Source organism: Microcoleus sp. T3_A4, assembly GCF_036700465.1.
GTDB lineage: Bacteria > Cyanobacteriota > Cyanobacteriia > Cyanobacteriales > Microcoleaceae > Microcoleus.
Genome location: NZ_JAUBOY010000080.1, coordinates 1 through 16,510 on the forward strand (window position 1 = coordinate 1; position 16,510 = coordinate 16,510).

The 16,510-nt window shown below is 45.6% G+C and carries 16 protein-coding genes; 7 read left to right on the top strand and 9 right to left on the bottom strand.

Going from position 1 to position 16,510, the window contains the following annotated elements; translation table 11 throughout:
• The 5 genes from QUA07_RS28205 to QUA07_RS28225 form a co-directional block, all read right to left on the bottom strand.
• Positions 1–1,658, bottom strand: a 1,658-nt coding sequence (locus QUA07_RS28205; protein WP_333332049.1) for a SpoIIE family protein phosphatase, incomplete at its 3' end; no start/stop codon positions are given.
• Positions 1,659–1,662: 4 nt separating this feature from the next.
• A complete protein-coding gene (locus QUA07_RS28210) occupies positions 1,663–2,127 on the bottom strand; it encodes an MHYT domain-containing protein (RefSeq protein WP_333332052.1) in 465 nt (154 codons plus the stop codon).
• A 285-nt stretch (positions 2,128–2,412) separates the two neighbouring features.
• Complete coding sequence (locus QUA07_RS28215) at positions 2,413–2,811, bottom strand: SpoIIE family protein phosphatase (protein ID WP_333332084.1); 399 nt, start codon at positions 2,809–2,811, stop codon at positions 2,413–2,415.
• A 644-nt stretch (positions 2,812–3,455) separates the two neighbouring features.
• Complete coding sequence (locus QUA07_RS28220; protein WP_333332055.1) at positions 3,456–4,040, bottom strand: DUF6658 family protein; 585 nt, start codon at positions 4,038–4,040, stop codon at positions 3,456–3,458.
• 334 nt (positions 4,041–4,374) lie between these two features.
• Positions 4,375–5,112: a DUF2993 domain-containing protein gene (locus QUA07_RS28225; RefSeq protein WP_333332058.1), complete on the bottom strand. Its 738-nt coding sequence runs from the start codon at positions 5,110–5,112 to the stop codon at positions 4,375–4,377.
• Between the two features lie 275 nt (positions 5,113–5,387).
• Between QUA07_RS28225 and QUA07_RS28230 the strand changes: the two genes are divergently transcribed.
• The 5 genes from QUA07_RS28230 (at position 5,388) to QUA07_RS28250 (ending at position 9,700) form a co-directional block, all read left to right on the top strand.
• A complete protein-coding gene (locus QUA07_RS28230) occupies positions 5,388–6,800 on the top strand; it encodes an HD domain-containing phosphohydrolase (protein ID WP_333332061.1) in 1,413 nt (470 codons plus the stop codon).
• Between the two features lie 248 nt (positions 6,801–7,048).
• Positions 7,049–7,642: a pentapeptide repeat-containing protein gene (locus QUA07_RS28235; RefSeq protein WP_333332064.1), complete on the top strand. Its 594-nt coding sequence runs from the start codon at positions 7,049–7,051 to the stop codon at positions 7,640–7,642.
• Between the two features lie 127 nt (positions 7,643–7,769).
• Positions 7,770–8,525, top strand: coding sequence for a DUF2993 domain-containing protein (locus QUA07_RS28240; RefSeq protein ID WP_333245476.1), 756 nt, complete (start codon positions 7,770–7,772; stop codon positions 8,523–8,525).
• Between the two features lie 235 nt (positions 8,526–8,760).
• On the top strand, positions 8,761–9,051 hold the full coding sequence (locus QUA07_RS28245) for a DUF1816 domain-containing protein (protein WP_333332067.1): 291 nt from the start codon (positions 8,761–8,763) through the stop codon (positions 9,049–9,051).
• Between the two features lie 373 nt (positions 9,052–9,424).
• Positions 9,425–9,700 (top strand): DUF1816 domain-containing protein, encoded by a 276-nt coding sequence (locus QUA07_RS28250; RefSeq protein ID WP_333332070.1) that lies wholly within the window; start codon positions 9,425–9,427, stop codon positions 9,698–9,700.
• Positions 9,701–9,862: 162 nt separating this feature from the next.
• On the opposite strand, the gene QUA07_RS28255 is transcribed toward QUA07_RS28250, so the two are convergent.
• Positions 9,863–10,873, bottom strand: a complete 1,011-nt coding sequence (locus tag QUA07_RS28255) for a J domain-containing protein (protein WP_333332073.1) — start codon at positions 10,871–10,873, stop codon at positions 9,863–9,865.
• Between the two features lie 891 nt (positions 10,874–11,764).
• Here QUA07_RS28255 and QUA07_RS28260 point away from each other — a divergent pair.
• Complete coding sequence (locus QUA07_RS28260; RefSeq protein WP_333084483.1) at positions 11,765–11,968, top strand: hypothetical protein; 204 nt, start codon at positions 11,765–11,767, stop codon at positions 11,966–11,968.
• A gap of 226 nt (positions 11,969–12,194) precedes the next feature.
• Here QUA07_RS28260 and QUA07_RS28265 read toward each other — a convergent pair whose 3' ends face one another.
• Positions 12,195–13,484, bottom strand: a complete 1,290-nt coding sequence (locus QUA07_RS28265) for a glucose-1-phosphate adenylyltransferase (protein ID WP_333084485.1) — start codon at positions 13,482–13,484, stop codon at positions 12,195–12,197.
• Between the two features lie 187 nt (positions 13,485–13,671).
• Positions 13,672–13,917, bottom strand: a complete 246-nt coding sequence (locus QUA07_RS28270) for a hypothetical protein (RefSeq protein ID WP_333332076.1) — start codon at positions 13,915–13,917, stop codon at positions 13,672–13,674.
• Positions 13,918–14,251: 334 nt separating this feature from the next.
• Here QUA07_RS28270 and QUA07_RS28275 point away from each other — a divergent pair, with 334 nt between their 5' ends.
• On the top strand, positions 14,252–15,718 hold the full coding sequence (locus QUA07_RS28275; protein WP_333332080.1) for a glycoside hydrolase family 13 protein: 1,467 nt from the start codon (positions 14,252–14,254) through the stop codon (positions 15,716–15,718).
• Between the two features lie 189 nt (positions 15,719–15,907).
• Here the strand turns inward: QUA07_RS28275 and QUA07_RS28280 are convergent, their stop codons facing one another.
• Positions 15,908–16,321, bottom strand: a complete 414-nt coding sequence (locus tag QUA07_RS28280) for a fasciclin domain-containing protein (RefSeq protein WP_333332083.1) — start codon at positions 16,319–16,321, stop codon at positions 15,908–15,910.
• Positions 16,322–16,510 lie beyond the last annotated feature (189 nt).

The window sequence follows — 16,510 nt, forward strand, 5'->3', positions numbered from 1 at the left end:
ACGGCAATCGTTTGGGAGTTTTGTGTCTCCGAATCTATCTTCCTTTCCTTCTGCTTGAATATCTGCGGAATGTGGGTAATATCATCAAACACTTTTTGAGTGCCGATATGTCCCCGTAAATCGTCAATCACCGCTTGCTTAATTTCTTCAGCCGACAAATGCCAGTTTTGGCGAATGACTTCACACATCTGCTCAACGCCATACTGTTTTTTCTTAATGTCTTTTGCTTCAGGAATACCATCGGTATATAGCACTAAACCATCTCCGGGCTGTAGTTCCATTGAAATGTGACTGATGAAATCAGCAATATCATCGTCGAGGGCGATGGGGAAGCCTAAATCCATTGTGTCGATACGTTCTACCAGTCCGCCAAGGCGCACAATGATTGTTTCTTCATGTTGTCCGCTAATACTGACTTGTCCTTGGGAATAATTTAAAATCGCTAGGGTGAGACTTTTCTCAGATTTCATGCGCTGCACATTTTTGTAGAGGGTGCGGTTGAGCGCATCTAGGAACCGAACCGGATCAGTTTCGCGGATTTCCTTGAGGGTACGAACGGCTGTTTGCGCCATCAGCATCAAGATACCGCTTTCGAGTCCATGTCCAGTAACATCACCGATGCCAAGAGTGACAACACCATCAGTGTTTAAGACATCATAGTAGTCGCCTCCAACTTCATCAGCAGCAGCCATGTATGCAGCAATATCTAGTCCTTCAATTTCCAGTTCAGAAGCATTGGGCAGAATCATCTGCTGCATTTGACGCACGATATCCAATTCCGCACCCATGCGGAGATTGTCTTCCTTGAGTCTCTCGTTGAGGGTATCTAACTTTTGCGCGGAGTCCGCCAGTTGCTCTATGGCTTGTTCGAGTCGATCGGATTGTACCGATATCGATTGGTCAAAAACATCAAGCAACTGCCTCAAAGTCCCTACCTGGGATCTAAGCTGCGCTATCTCCTGCTCAGTGTTTCTTGTGAATATTTGCTTAGAGGCTGTAGCAGATTCATCTTTTTTTTGAGCGAAGACAGCTCCTCGATCGAAGGGCAGCAGTGCTGTCTTTACGTTCAGCGCCAGAGTGCTGAACATCTGAACCGTGCTAATAGGAATCTGGACTTTCAAGAACATGATAATTGCAAACATATTGCCTGAAGGTAATAGACCACCAAACCCCAACACAGACTTGATTCCGAAGGGAATCACAAAGGAGTCTTGAGCGGGAATATAGGGGCTGCCAATCGCTTCAGGTACATAAAAGACGTTGTATTTCCTCTGCTCGATTTCTACCAAAAGATTCGGGTCAGGGTTGATAACTGTTTTTATATCTAAGCCGAGCTGTCTGATGAGTTGTGAGATCATCGGTATCTGAGCGACTACAGATTCGCTTGCCAGCGGAATAGCCTTATGTCCAACGGATGTGTGTCTTGAGTTCCATTCCGTTTGTTCTCCTACTGTTGCCAGTGCAGTCATGCACTTCATGGCAGGCCAAGGGGGATAGTCGCCCAACATACTACGGGCATACTCGGCAAGTTCGACTTCTAAGTCTTCATAAGGGTGAGTTTTGAACAAACGGACTAGGGCGCAGGATTTTTCACCAGTTGGCTTAGTACAGAAATTTTCGTAAAGATACCTAACAATTCTGTTACTCGCCTCTTCCATACTTTCAACCCCCAATCCGAACTGGCGTAGAGCCAACCCGCATTCCGCCATGTCCCTTAAAGTGAATCTCGTCAAGTCGTACATCGGACTTCCTTATAGATTTAGAAATAACGGCAACTAAGAAAGACAGTGCCACAATCCAGTAATTATTGTGCATTTCGGCAGGTACTCGCATCGCCGCCATGCCTATATAAAGCATACTTCCAATGCCAGAGCCCATGAGAATACCGGGGATTAACAATGAGAACCTGCGTGCAAAGCCTCGATGCAAGCTGTAGAAGACGATACCAGATGCAATCGCTGCGGCAAGCCAAGAGACAATCACAAGGGGTAAATTGTAGGCGATCGCTACTGGTAGGTGATAAGCGAGCATTCCTATAAAGTGCATTGCCCAGATGCCCGTTCCCATTGTCAAAGAACGACAAATTAACCAATCTAAGCAAATATTTTTACCATTTTTTCGAGTCATTATCTCTGTTAATTATAAGGTGGTATAGGAGGCCATAATGGCAATAATGATGGAAAAGATGACGAGCAAAAAATCGTATTTAACTACCATTAATAGATTAGTATACTAAAAAATTAAACTGTGACGATGGCTTGGAAGTTCTCTGGAGATTCAGCCTCTTTTGGGGGGCGGCGTTTGAGATATCTCACCACCTCTTCGTAAATTTGACTGCTAAGGCGATCGCCCCGCCGACCATTTTCCCGTTTCCTGTCATCAGTTTATTGTTTTGAGGTATTGGCGATCGCTCTAAACCAATGGGGGTGCTTGAGGCGGTGACTCTGTTGCTACGCCTAATTCCGTCCGCTTCAAAACCAACAAAGTGATGTCATCAAACACTTGTTGATTGCTGATATGTCGTCGCACATCCTCAATCACCGCTTGCTTGATTTCTTGGGCCGATAAATGGCAGTTTTTGCTAATAACTTCACATATCGGCTCAACACCATATTGTTTTTTATTAATGTCTTTTGCTTTGGGAATACTATCGGTATATAGCACTATACCATTTCCTAGCTGTAGCTCAATTGAAATCTGACTGATGAACTCAGCAATGTCATCGTGGAGGGCGATAGGAAAAAGTTTTCCCTCGCAAGCGACACCAATCTGTCGGGAGAGATCAGGGCAAAACTTCTGATATAGAAAGATTCAATAACACCCTGATGCCAATGACTTCTGGCTATTGTAATAAAAACTCGGTCATTTTATAAAAACCTTTCCAATCATGTGGGAGCTATCGGGTATTTTATCCATCATTACAATCCTTCTTTACGCCTAAAAGTGTTTAGGGTTTTTCCTTGAGCTGTAAAATAATTTTAAAATTTAAGTTTTGTAACGGAACTTTCGTTGACATCTTCAGCTAATTCACTCCGAACAAATGTCGAGTTTAGCACAGTTAGTCGCTGGAGTCGCTCACGAAATTAACAACCCAGTCAGTTTAATTTATGGTAAAATAGTTCATGCTAATCAATATGTTTGAGATTTATTAAACCTGATTGAAATTTACCATAAATACTGTCGGCAATTCGCAGCAGAAATCCCAGAAAAGGTAAAATATATTGCTCTGCATAATCTCAAAAAAGTATAAAAAGCGTAAATTTTGTTAAGTAGATAGCAGATATATAGCCTTTCTCAGAAAGATGAGGTACTATAGGGCATAGGGCATAGGGCATAGGGCATACCTCACTTTTTTGAGAACCGCTGTACAAGCATTTATCTAGTTTCAATAAATTATATTATTTATGTAGGGGCTAATTTCAGACAGCCCCTACATCATTTTTGGTTCTGCTAGCTTATTTTTGCAGCGGATTGAGTTTCGTAACTGAGCTTTCCTTGGCATCTTCAGCGCTATCTTTCAGGAAACCAGAAGCATCCTTAAAGGCGGCGCCTACTCTCTCTAAAATATTGGCATCGGGATCGCTGCGATCGAATACGGGTTGAGCCTTAGCCGGCTGTCCGTCTGGCGCTTCTAACAGACTTTTATCTCCGCCGAGTTCGAGGTCGAACTTGTCAGTTTCCAGGGGTGCAGAGCCCGGATAAAGCAGCTTTGAGGAATTAGATTCAGCGGTAGTCGATGCCAGGAGACGATCGCCCACGATCGACAAATCAGCCCGATTCTTTTCTGCTTGAGCAGGCGACTGATTTACTTTAGGATCGGTGGATGTTTTATAATTCGTGTATCCATCACCGCCACCCTTGTGAGGGTTATTCATTCCTCCAGCTTGAACGGGAGGATTCTCAGGCCGAGCACCTCGAACATCGCCCGAATTGCAAGCGGTGCTGGTAAACAGCAACAAACCGGCCATACATACAGTCAAAAATTGAGTCAAAAATTGACCGTTACGCAGTTTTTTCAAAAAAGAAGTTACAGTGTTCACAAGAAGTTCCCAATTTTTAACTACTACTTGTTAAGAGTAAAAGTAAACTACCCCTGCCTGCCTCTAACGGCGGTGATATTTTGCTGCGGGTTGCTATCGACTTTTTTATAACTTTAGAGGGATTTCATAAACTGCAGAGATTTTTCCAGAGCAAAGCATAATGGTAGGGTGCGCCAGTTCCAATAGTTGCTGGAATGGAAGAGCTTTTTTGTTTCTGACACACCCTAGAAGCTGCTAAGGATCGCGAATTAAATAACTTACAATTTTAATTGTTATTGTGGGACGGGCGGAACGCCCATCCCACAAACTTGTGGAAATTATTTAATTCTCATTCCTAATTAGGGAATTGTTCGACTTTCGCTTCAGCTTGCAAAGTCAGCACGCCCGGTTCCACATTTAGCTGCTGAATTCGCAGGGACATTCCCTCAATTTCAAAATTTCGCAAGTTTAAAACTTCACCAGCTTTGTTCGCCAAAGCTTCAGTTAACTCAGGCGAAAATTCGTTGTTTTCAGGATACTCGACATCCTGAAGAGAAATTGCCCAACCCCCCGCTGCGATCTGAGGCTTTGCTGTAAAATAAATTTTTTCAGTTGAGGTAGTTTCCCGCACCACTACCTCAGCATTTAAAGCGATTTTTCCGTCTAGCAATTGGCACTCAATAGTTTTAACGTCTATTGTCTGCGGTTGTCCGTCAACAGTAACTTTTAAGTTTTTCAGTTTCCTGCTGATGTATTCGGAATTAAAAGCGCGGTTGATATCGCTTTCGGTTAAAACTGCGCGCGCCCCACCGAAGGCAGGCCCGTTCAGTTCAATTTTGCCAAACATAGCGGTCAAGGGATTGACAGCAATATCCTTGACGTGAATTTGCAATTCTTCCACGCGCAAATCTTGTTGCATTACCAATCCTTTGCCCTCAACGGCAACGGCCTCTACTTCTCCCTGGGCTAGCTGGATCGGATCGGTGTTAACTGTCACAGACAAAGTTTCGGATTCGTCTAATTTGCTAGCAATAGCAATCTCGGCCACTTTGTCGATCGCCTGTTCACCTAAACTTCTATTTTGTTGAAGCACGCTCAGAATTCCTAATAATATTGTTTAAAAAATAGTAGTTAATACTTAAGTCATTTACCGTCTTCCTCTCGGCAGGTTTCTCGTCTGAAAAAAACTCAGCCAAAGACAGAGGGTTTCTAGAAAATTGCTAAAATTAATCAGGTACTCTTCGGCGCACTCTACATTGACTCGGTTGCGAAGCGGTGAAAACTCAAAAACTCGGACTTTTGCCCAAAGTCTTTTCTAGAAGTTCGATCGCCCGCTACAATAAGTAAGAGCCGGCACCGCTTTTTGCAATGAATTCAGAATCAACTCTCGCTAGACTACAAGCTACACTTCCCGACGGAAAACTGCCTTCTAGCTACGGGGTATACTTCAAAAACACCCTAGTAGCCCTATGTCACGCCCTAGAAGACCACATTTTGCAAACCAGTGGCGGGGAAAAGAGCGAGCTCCAACCCTTAGTTTTGGTAACGTTTCAGCAGGGTAAATGGTATTTACAGGAAGCCGATCGCTACCTAGATATTGCTAATGCTTCTCGGTGCGTTGTCATCGGTGCAGTAGCCGACAGCGGTTTCGCTACCCACAAAACGGGTCAATTAGAAAATGTATCTTTAATAAATCTCGATGAGAGCGACCCCCTCATCCAAGAATGGAATTTAATCATCGTCGCCCCCACATACAAAGCAATGGTGCTTTGCCGCGAACTTTCAGCCGAGGAATACTTGCCCGAGGGCAAACCAGAAGTCGATACAGAACGAAAGTTCTACGGTTTGTGGTCGTTTGACCAGTCTTTGGTGTCGGCCTCGGCAGAAATTTTTATAGAACAGACGCGACATTACAACTCCCCGCTAGCCGACAGTTTGCTGGAAATGTACCACGAAATCCTGGCAACCAAAGGCCCGCCCTTGGCAGATATTAGTGGCGTGGTATCGCGGATAGTCACTTACCTGCAAAGTTCTCAGCAGCAAATGGTGGCAATTAACCGCCAAACCCGCGAATTGTGGGAATTGGAAGGTCAAGCTTTGCGCGTCAGCCGCAATTTGAACGCTAACAAACTTCAAGCTTTTCTGCGGATGGCCCAGCGCGTAGACGAACGCGATACCGCAAATCCTACAGCGTCTTTGCAGGTGGCGGCTTTGTCGGAAACTTTGGGTCAACTACTCGATTTGCCGGCTTTGCAGTTGCGGAGGCTGCGGCTGGCTGGATTGCTATTTCGAGTCGGCTTAATTTCGGCTCCGAATGAGGTGTTCGATCGCACTCCCGATGCTTTCGACCAAGCAACTTTATCATTTTGGCGCGATCGCAGTTTCATTGGTTCCCAACTGCTGCAAGCAATGCCGGAACTATCACCTGTGGCGGAAATTGTCAAGCATCAACTCGAATATTGGGATGGCAGCGGCAGGCCAGAGGGTTTGCGAGCCGAAACCATACCCGTTGCTTCGCGGATTTTGGGGTTGGTCGCTGATTTTCAAGAATTGACTCAACCCCGTGGGGAGCGTGCGGCTTTGAGTTTGAGCGAAGCTTTGGAACAGTGCCGCGAACTGTCGGGCACTCGCTTCGATCCGGCTTTGGTGGAAACTCTCAGCAACGTCGTCAGGCTGGCAGAAATGGGTTTGATGCAGTTACCGAACCGCCCCAGCCAACTGCCTAACGTGTGGCTGGAGGATTTGGGCGATCGAACGACCGCGGCAGCTCCGGCATTATAAAATAACTAGATTGGTAATGGGCGATCGGTAATTGGTAATTGGGAACTTGTACAGAGCTTGTGCTGAGCGCAGCCGAAGTGCCTAGCCGAAGTATTGGGCATTTAAAACTCAGCACAAAATCTGTTCCAGCACTACAAAAAATCAAAAATCAGCCTGTGCTTGCTAAGCGCACCCTACCACTGGGAGTTGTGTCCGCTGCCTGTCTGTGCGCTAATGACTGATGACTAATGACTAATGACTAAAAAATAATGACTAATGACCTCGAAGCCATACGTAAAGGCAAAATTTTGATGTTGGCTGGCACTGATTTAGCCGGCAAAGACTTAGCGGGAGCCGATCTCGCCAATGCTAATTTGTCTCAAGCCAACTTGAGTGGAGCTAATCTCGCGGGCGCTAACTTGCAGCGGGCCGTATTGCGAGCCAACCTCCGAGGCGCTGACTTGAGCGGCGCTGACTTGCGAGGCGCAGATTTTCGCAATGCCGATTTGCGGGGAGCTTCCTTCGCTAACGCTTTAGTCCGCGACGCAAGTTTTGGGGGTGCTTTTTTGACGGGGGCATCCATCGGCAATTTGGATTTGAGCGGTGTCGATTTTCGCGGTGCCGATTTGCGGGGCGCTGCTTTGGCTAGGGCAATTTTGCTTGGTGCGGATTTGAGCCATGCTAATTTGTCTGGCGCTGATTTGTCGGGAGCTGACTTGGAAGAAGCGATCCTGAATGGAGCCGTACTTCGGGGCGCTAACCTGACGGGGGCTAATTTGCTTTGTGCCATGATGGAACAAACCTTTTGGGATGGAGCGTTGCTCGATCGCGCCTGTCTCCAAGGTACCCCCCTGAGCGTTTAAATTTCAACAATGTTGTTTTGAAGACAGACAAAAAACAATATCTGCTTATGAGGTGAATAAGCACAAGCTATTTTTACATTTCTTAATATGAGGTTATAATGGCGACTGTAGATGAGCAAACGAATAAATGGTAGCAGCTTTGTTTAGCGGTACATCCTTTCAAGGTCAAAGTGGCGATCGCCTTGTTAGTAAAGTAGCAGGAGCTGCGATCGCAGCCTTATTCAAGCGTTCTGAAAAGGCCGAGGCCAACATCCGAGTCGAACCAGTAGCCAAACTCTTGCAGGGAAGCATCGACGGTTTCGACTTCGTTGGCAAAGGTATGTTGATGTACAACGGCCTTCGCATAGAAGTGATGGAACTCTACCTGCAAGCACTCTCCATTGATTTTGGAGCGATTTTTGCAGGTCAAGTGAAATTGCGGCAGCCTACCCAGGCAAATATGCGAGTAGTCTTAAGTCGATCGGATTTAACCACCTCATTCAATACACCTTTTGTAGTTGAAAAACTCCAGAAGCTGAAGTACCAAGAGCAATCTCTGCACTTTCAAAACACTGAAGTCAGCTTCGGAACCGACAAATCAATTCGGCTTCAGTCCGAAATTACCGTAGGCGAGGCCAGCGAACCCGTCAAAATAGATATTACTGCTCAATTGCAAGTAGAAGACCGACGTAAAATCCAATTTGTCAGCGTTACTTACGGCGGTGACGGGCAAGCAGTAGACTTGGGTCAAGCTATAATTGCCCACGTAAATAACTTGCTAGACTTAGACAAATTTGCCTTAGAAGGCACTCAACTGCGAGTAGACCGCTGCCGAGTTCAGAACGACGAGCTGGTTTTCTACGGTTGGGCTGGTATCGAACAGTTCCCCAAAGGCAAGCGCTAAACCTCAGCAGGCTGAGGTTTGCCCAGCCATCTAGTTTGGAAAAAGAGCATTTTTTAGTTAGCAAACAACCCGCACCGGCGGGTTTTGCTTTAGATTTTAGATGGCAAGAAAAATCTAAGATCTAAAATCTCGCATCTAAAGTCGATCGACGCAAAATCAGCACTGAGGTTGATTCGATTGGGCAAATTATTTTGATAGATTCAAATAATAAATTAAACCACTCTCAAGAATAAAGATGCTCGGATTTTATTTATTTTGTATCTACGTCGCAGTCTTGTCCGTGTTTGCCCGGCCGGGCCACCGCCGGTCGGAGAAATGGTGGGTAGAAATTATCACCGATTTGCCCCACTGTACCTACTATTTTGGCCCCTTTGACACCGACAAAGAAGCTTCCAGCAATACTCCAGGCTACATAGAAGACTTGGAAAGCGAGGGAGCCAAAAGGGTTAGCATCCGCATTAAACGGTGTCAGCCTTCGGAACTCACAATTTGCGATAGTGAATTCTCGGAGGGTATCGCGGCTTAAGAATTTTGATAGTCCAATCGGCAGAAACCGGGTTTTTTGACGAAAATACTCCATCTATTGCGAGGGGTATCGGTTAAACAACCCGGTTTGTCGGCGTCTAGAGTGCGTAAGTTCTGTTTTAGTTTTTCATTAACTGAAGCCTCAACAATAATATTAAGCATCATCTTGTCCTAGTCCTTACCCTGCGGACTTTATATTTGTAGTGGTGGCTTAAAAGTAGGCATCTTCTCCGCCAAAATGCAGATTTTAGCTAGCATTAACTGCCAAAAATAATTGGGGCTAAATCAGCACTGAGGACGAGCCGATAGATCCCGTTGCGTTGATAAATTGAGAGAGAACAGAAAAAACTACTTAAGTCTTCCCAGAGGTAAATATGTTTGAAATCTCTATGTTGGGTATGTTTTTCACTGCCCTTTGGGTGCTAGCTCAACCTGCTAGCAGCACTCGACGCGACGAATGGTGGGTAGAAGTTGATACAGATTCGCCAAAGCGTACCTATTACTTTGGGCCCTATGACAGCAGAGAGGAAGCTTCTGACAGATCGACCGGCTACATCCGAGACCTGGAGAACAAAGGAGCTAAAAAAATTACCATCAACCTCAAACAAGGTAGCCAACCTACTCAGCTAAGAGCTAGCGAAGAGTCTTGAGAAGGTTGGAAAGTGCAAATTACGGGCGAAGAAAAGTTGACTTATTAACAGGGTTTTTTTCAAATGAGATCGCGCTTGCATACAGTAGGGACACAACAATGCTGTGTCCCGATGAAAGAGTGAAGAAAGAATCTTATTTGCGTCCGAGAAATGCACGCTTTTTCAAAGCACCATCTGATTGAGATTACTGCGAGGATTAAAAGTGCGATTGGCTTTGAGTTTTTCATAGCATTCGCGTTCTACACTGCTAATTTCTTTCGGTGGCACGATCGCAATTTTGACCAACAAATCAGTCCGCTCGTTTTTCTTCGGTTTCGGCCATCCTTTGCCTCGCAACCGCAAAGACTGACCCGAACGAATCCCGGCTGGAAATTTCACAGTGATCATACCTTCAGGCGCCGGCACTTCAATTGAAGCTCCCAACACCGCTTCGTCAGGAGTTATCGGCACTTCGCAGACCAAATTCTCTCCCTCAAACTGGAAGAAAGCGTGAGGCAAAACTTCTAATTTTAGGTACAAATCTCCCTGCTGCTTCGTGTACGGGTCAACTTGACCTTTGCCTTTTATCCGGATTTTACTGCCGGTTTTCACTCCTGCTGGAATCGAAACTTCGCCCGTGGCGACTCGCTTAGAAGTTCCGCGAAATGCTTCCCCCAAAGTCAGGGAAACCACCACCTCGGTGTCGAGAGAGCTGACTGCGCTGCGGTTTTCGTACCCCGCGAAATCTTCAAATCCGCCAAAACCTGTGGGCCCGCCGCTGGTGCTGCGGTAGTTACTGTAATTCCACTTGGCATTGCGGGCATTACCCGGACTACTACCTGCGCGACCTAGCAAGGCATTGATAAATTCGTCAAAACTGCCGTACTCGCTGAAGTCAACCCCGCCAAAGTCTACATTCGTACTGCCCCCGCCGGGCCATCCGCCTGGAGTTGTGGCAGCTTGCTTCCAGTATTGACCGTATTGATCGTATTTTTTGCGTTTTTCAGGGTCTGAGAGCACTTCGTAAGCTTCGTTTACTTCTTTAAAACGAGCTTCTGCTTCTTTGTTGCCGGGGTTCATGTCCGGGTGATATTTGCGGGCTAGTTTGCGGAAAGTTTTTTTAATTTCGTCAGAACTGGCAGTTTTGTTGAGTCCCAAAATAGCGTAATAGTCTTTAAAATCTGTTGCAGCCATTAAGCAATCCCCTCTTTATTAGTTGTTATTTGTTAGTTGTTAGTTGTTAGAAAGAATAAATCCCAAATTACCCGCAGGATGGCGCATTAGTATAATGCCAGGAGCCGAAGTGCCTGCGGCATCTCATTCAAATTATAGGTTATCAAAGGTTTGGACTCGATCGAGTTCGGTTGTTGCTTGGCGTTCGATCGCAATTTCCGCACTCCCCTGCTGTTTAAGATTTTATAGCATTCGGCTCTCTCGTGTCCAAGGGAGCTGAAGCAGCAGCCTCTAGAAATGCTTTTGGCATTCGACAACACAAATAATAGCTTTCATCAATTAAGAACGTCCTTACCCTCTAGGGCGTTGCTATACCTGTGAGCTTTGAGACGGTGAAACTCCTGCGGCGAATACTTTTGGGGAGTTATGAGACTTAGGGCTTTCGGGAGGCTGCAGCCCGGTTGAGGTGAGGGGGGAAAGCTGCTGCTGTTGCGGGCGCGAGCCTAGGAGGGTTGACTGGCGCGGACGATCAATCTTTTTTTGGTCTTTTTTTCCGGGGCACGGTGCGATGGCTACGCCCCGGCTTACGCCTACGAACTTCTCGATATGAGCTTGATCACCCAATCCAAATCTTAGCAGGTTTCCATCAGCAAGTTCTGTCAAATCTGGTTTATGAATTGTGACTATATAATACCCTAAATTGCGCCGTTTTTACACAGAATTTCTAGATATTTTTTATTCACCCCAGACCCCGGCTAGAGAATTTTATTTTTACAACCTCTGAATACATTTAAGTCAAAGTAATATAACATAATTTCTTCGCTGTCTGTTAGCTAAATCACACACTTGTATAAAACATTAAGATAGGATAGTAGAGCGATAAGCTTTTAACGCTACTAGGGTGCTAACATTATGAATTATTTGCTAAGTTGGCCTTGTGGCTGCTGCGACGATTGGAAAGATAGTTCCGAGAGTGCTGTGGTGCTCAGAAACGGGCAGCGCATTTGTCAGTCGTGCTACCAGCGCAAATACAAGAATCAGAAGCTATTCGCCAGACGCAGGCGAGCGGACATATCTGTATCGCGGCAGACAGTAACAGAGACTGTCGCTTATTAATAATGCGCGAGCCTTTGAATAAAGCCAAGTATTTCGACAAACTCGCATCAGCGGTGGGAATTAATAATCAACAAAAAAAAGAATGAATTTCGTCATCAGTCATCAGTCATCGGTCATTGGTGATCTGTCACTAATTTCATTATTTATCATCAGTCACTTGAAAAGCAGGTAACAGATTTTAACTTAAAAAACTAATGACTGACGACTAATGACTAATGACTAATAACTAAATGATAGTTCCATCAGGAATCGTGGCATTTTTCAGAACTACGATAATGCCACTGCGGATGTAAAAACCTTGGTTTTCGCGGTTGGCTTCTTCCACTCGGTCTTTATTAATTATTTGAACATTGCGGCCGATGCGAGCATTTTTATCCACAATCGCGCGGCGAATTGTAGTATCTGCACCGATACCAAGGGCGACGCCGCCGTTGTCCAAACTCGAATGCCGTTCTGCGTCGGGTTCGTAGAAGTCAGCACCCAGGACCAGGGTGTCTTGAATCGTACATCCAGCTTCAATGCGCGATCGAACTCCCAACACAGAATGGTCGATCCGGCACTCTTTGAGAATGCAGCCTTCAGCAATAATCGATTCAGTGACGTGAGTATTTAAAAGCTTAGTCGGCGGCAAGAAACGCGGGCGAGTGTAAATTGGCGCCTTTTCATCGTAGAAACTGAAAGGCGGCTGAGGCTGTTTTGTCAGAGCCAAGTTAGCATCGTAAAAAGCCTCAATGGTTCCGATATCTTCCCAATAATCGTCAAACAAATAAGCTTGAACGTTGTGGTCTTTTGCAGAATTCGGAATTATCTCTTTACCAAAATCAGTTTGGTTTGGAGATTCTTTCAGGAGTTTAATCAGAACTTCTCTTTTGAAGACGTAAATCCCCATCGAAGCAATGTAAGGACTTTCCTGAGCTTGCTGCGCTGTCAATCCCAGTGTAGTAGTATCCACCTGCATTTGTTTGAGCGCATCGCCTTTTGGCTTTTCGCTGAAAGAAACAATGCGGCCGGTGTCGTCGATTTTCATCAAACCAAAATCCGACGCCCGCTTCTCGTCCATAGGCAAAACCGAGAGGGTGATATCCGCGTTGGTTTCGCGGTGTCTCTGCACAAACTTCTGGTAGTCCATGCGATAGAGGTGATCGCCCGAAAGAATCAAGTATTCATCAACGTCCCACTGTTCTAGCAGCGAGAGATATTGGCGAACTGCATCGGCTGTCCCTTGAAACCAGTTGGGGTTTTCCTGAGTTTGCTGGGCGGCGAGCACCTCGACAAATCCCTCGGTGAAGCCGGAAAACTGGTAGGTGCGAGAGATGTGACGGTTGAGGGATGCCGAGTTGAATTGGGTGAGGACGTAGATTTTGACTATTTCCGAGTTTATGCAGTTGCTGACAGGAATATCGATGAGGCGATATTTGCCTGCGAGGGGAACTGCGGGTTTGGCTCGCAGTTTGGTTAGGGGGTAAAGGCGGGTGCCTACACCGCCACCGAGGATGATGGCTAAAACTTTTTTCAAGGAACTTTCTCCCTAGGGTCGATTAACTCTCCAAGTACAGTGTCGGATGGTGAGGGCTTCTTGACAAGGGGGGGGAGCAAGGAAGTTTTGAGTTTTGAGTTAGGAGTTGAGTCGTTTACACAGAAACCAGGTTGTTTAATCCAAATACTTCTTCAAACTCTCAATAAGAGTTAAAAAACCCGGTTGATCAGAGTTGGAGTACGTCCTGGATTGGAGTTAGGAGTTTTGAGTTGTGAGTTAAAATACCCATCAATCCATAATGGATATTTAAAAAAGTTTTGAGTTGTGAGTTAAAATACCCTTCAATAAATAAAGGCAGTTTAAGGAAAGAATAAGGTTCGGGGTTTTGGCCGTTAATAACAAGTTTTTTGGGTAAATTCCCCGTTTTCACAATTTCTCGATCGAGGCTCATGGCGCTGTTGTTCTTTTTCAAGGCAGGTCGCGATGCACCGCCACGCCCGCTGACGCTCTGTATGGGCCATTCCTCGCGCTCTGGTTCTGTTTCAGTTTGAGCCGGTTCTTTTTGCTGGCGTTTCTGTTATCTGAGGTGGTCCGACTCCACAGCACTCAGGAAGCGCCGCCCGTCGGGACGATAAATTTCTTCTAGGTAGAGTCAGTTTTCAATCTTAGAGTGACTGCAAATTTGTGTAATTTTTTACAATTTCTCCAGCGACCAAATGGGATAAAAGGTCTATTCTCTACCAAAAGCTAGATCCGCGACAAACATCTGCTACTGTACCCTAAGCCGTAAAATCTAGAAAAAGTGTATGCAAATTCAAACGCCGGACTGGGTTAAACACGCGGTATTCTACCAAATATTCCCCGATCGCTTCGCCAAAAGCAAACAGCCTCGCAAACGCCTGCTGCAAAACTTCATGTGGGAAGAATGGCACGAAATTCCCACCCTGCAAGGCTACAAAGGCGGAGACTTGTGGGGCGTGATGGAAGAGCTAGACTACTTGCAAGACTTAGGAATTAACGCAATTTATTTCACCCCCATATTTCAGTCAGCCAGCAATCACCGCTACCACACCCACGACTACTATCAAGTCGATCCGATGTTGGGTGGCAATCCGGCTTTTAAAGAGCTTCTAGACGCAGCTCACGATCGCAACATCAAAGTTGTCCTCGACGGCGTATTTAACCATGCCAGCCGTGGCTTTTTCTTCTTTCATGATATCCTCGAAAACGGCCCCCATTCTCCTTGGGTAGATTGGTTTAAAATTGAAGGCTGGCCGCTATCGGCCTACGACGGCAATTTTCCTGCTAATTATGCTGGTTGGGACGGGAATCGAGCCCTTCCTGTATTCAATCACGACAATCCAGAAGTGCGAGAATACATCATGGAAATCGCCGAATATTGGATTAAATTCGGCGTCGATGGCTGGCGGCTGGACGTTCCTTTTGAAATTAAAAACCCGGGATTTTGGCAGGAATTTCGAGACCGAGTTAAAGCAGTTAATCCCGAAGCTTACATTGTCGGCGAAGTTTGGGAAGATGCGAGAGAATGGCTCGACGGCACTCAATTTGACGGCGTGATGAATTATCTTTTTGCTGCACCGACTATTGCTTTTGCAGCGGGGGACAGGGTAGATTTAACTCAAATTGAAGGCCGTGCTTATCATCCCTATCCGCCGCTTTTTGCTAAAGAGTACGGCGACAAAATTCAGCACGTTTTGGAACTGTACCCGTGGCCGATACAGCTAACTCAACTTAATTTGTTGGCCAGTCACGATACTGCGAGGTTGTTAACAATTGCAGGAGGCGATAAAGCTAGCGTCGAACTCGCTACTTTGCTACTGTTAACTTTTCCTGGAGCTCCCAGCATTTACTACGGCGATGAAGTTGGTTTGCCCGGTGCTCTAGATCCCGATTCTCGCCGCGGTTTCCCCTTACAAGGTCACTGGGAACTTGATGTTTTAGATTACCACAAGCAGTTGATAGCTTTGCGGCACAAATACGCTGTCCTCCGCACTGGTTCGTACCAAATTCTGTTTGCTGAGGGAACGGTTTACGTTTTTGCCAGAATTTTGGGGGATGAGGAAATAGTTGTTGCTGTCAATGTCGCGACAGAAGCAGCTAATATTAGCTTTGAGCCAGCTAAGTTGAAATCTCCTCACGATAAATTGCTGTTTGGGAAAGGCGAGTTTGTTTGGAAAGGTGACGGGGAAACTCGCCTTTTAGAATTGATGCTGCCGGCGCGCTCAGGATTGATTTTAGGTTCGGATAATTAGTTCAGCAATTACGCAAGTGTCACGATCCAATCGACTTGTAGGGTGCGTTAGACCGAGTTATGGACGGATGATCGATGGTTTTGGTTCTGAGGCACCTTACTAATTGTGACACTTGCGTAATTTCTCTAGTTTAAAATGTAAGGTGCGCCCATAATCACCCTACTAAATTTAGAGATGTCGCAAGTTTGATTATGCTGCAACCATTGCTGGTACTAGCACGGCATCAATGATATGGATGACGCCATTGTCAGCAAGAATATTGGAAGTGAGAACTTTAGCATCATTCACTTTAAGGCCGTCAGAAGTATCAATTCCTACCACCGAACCTTCAACTGTTTCTGCCGAACTTAACTCAAGCAAATTCTCAGTTAGTACCTCGCCAAACAGAATGTGATAAGTCAGAATTTTCTTGAGCTTGGGTATGTCTTCCAACCAAGACGTAAGAGTGTTCGTAGGAATTTTGGCAAATGCCTCGTCAGTGGGTGCTAAGACGGTGTAGGGGCCCGGACTTTGCAATAAATCTAACAAACCAGCCGCTTCAATAACAGTCACGAGTGTTTTGAAAGAGCCGGCATTGGTGACAGTCTCGACAATATCAGGCATGATGTTTTTCAGGAGTGCAAATAGCAGAAAATAAATCTGTGGCGACGATCATTTTAGCAATTTACAAATAGCAGAAAATGAATCGGAGGGATGATGATTATTTGAGCCATTATACAGCAGATTCCATGTATATATGATACAGTTTATTTAGTATATAAGCTAAAAAAATGAAACCTTATTCGATTGAGT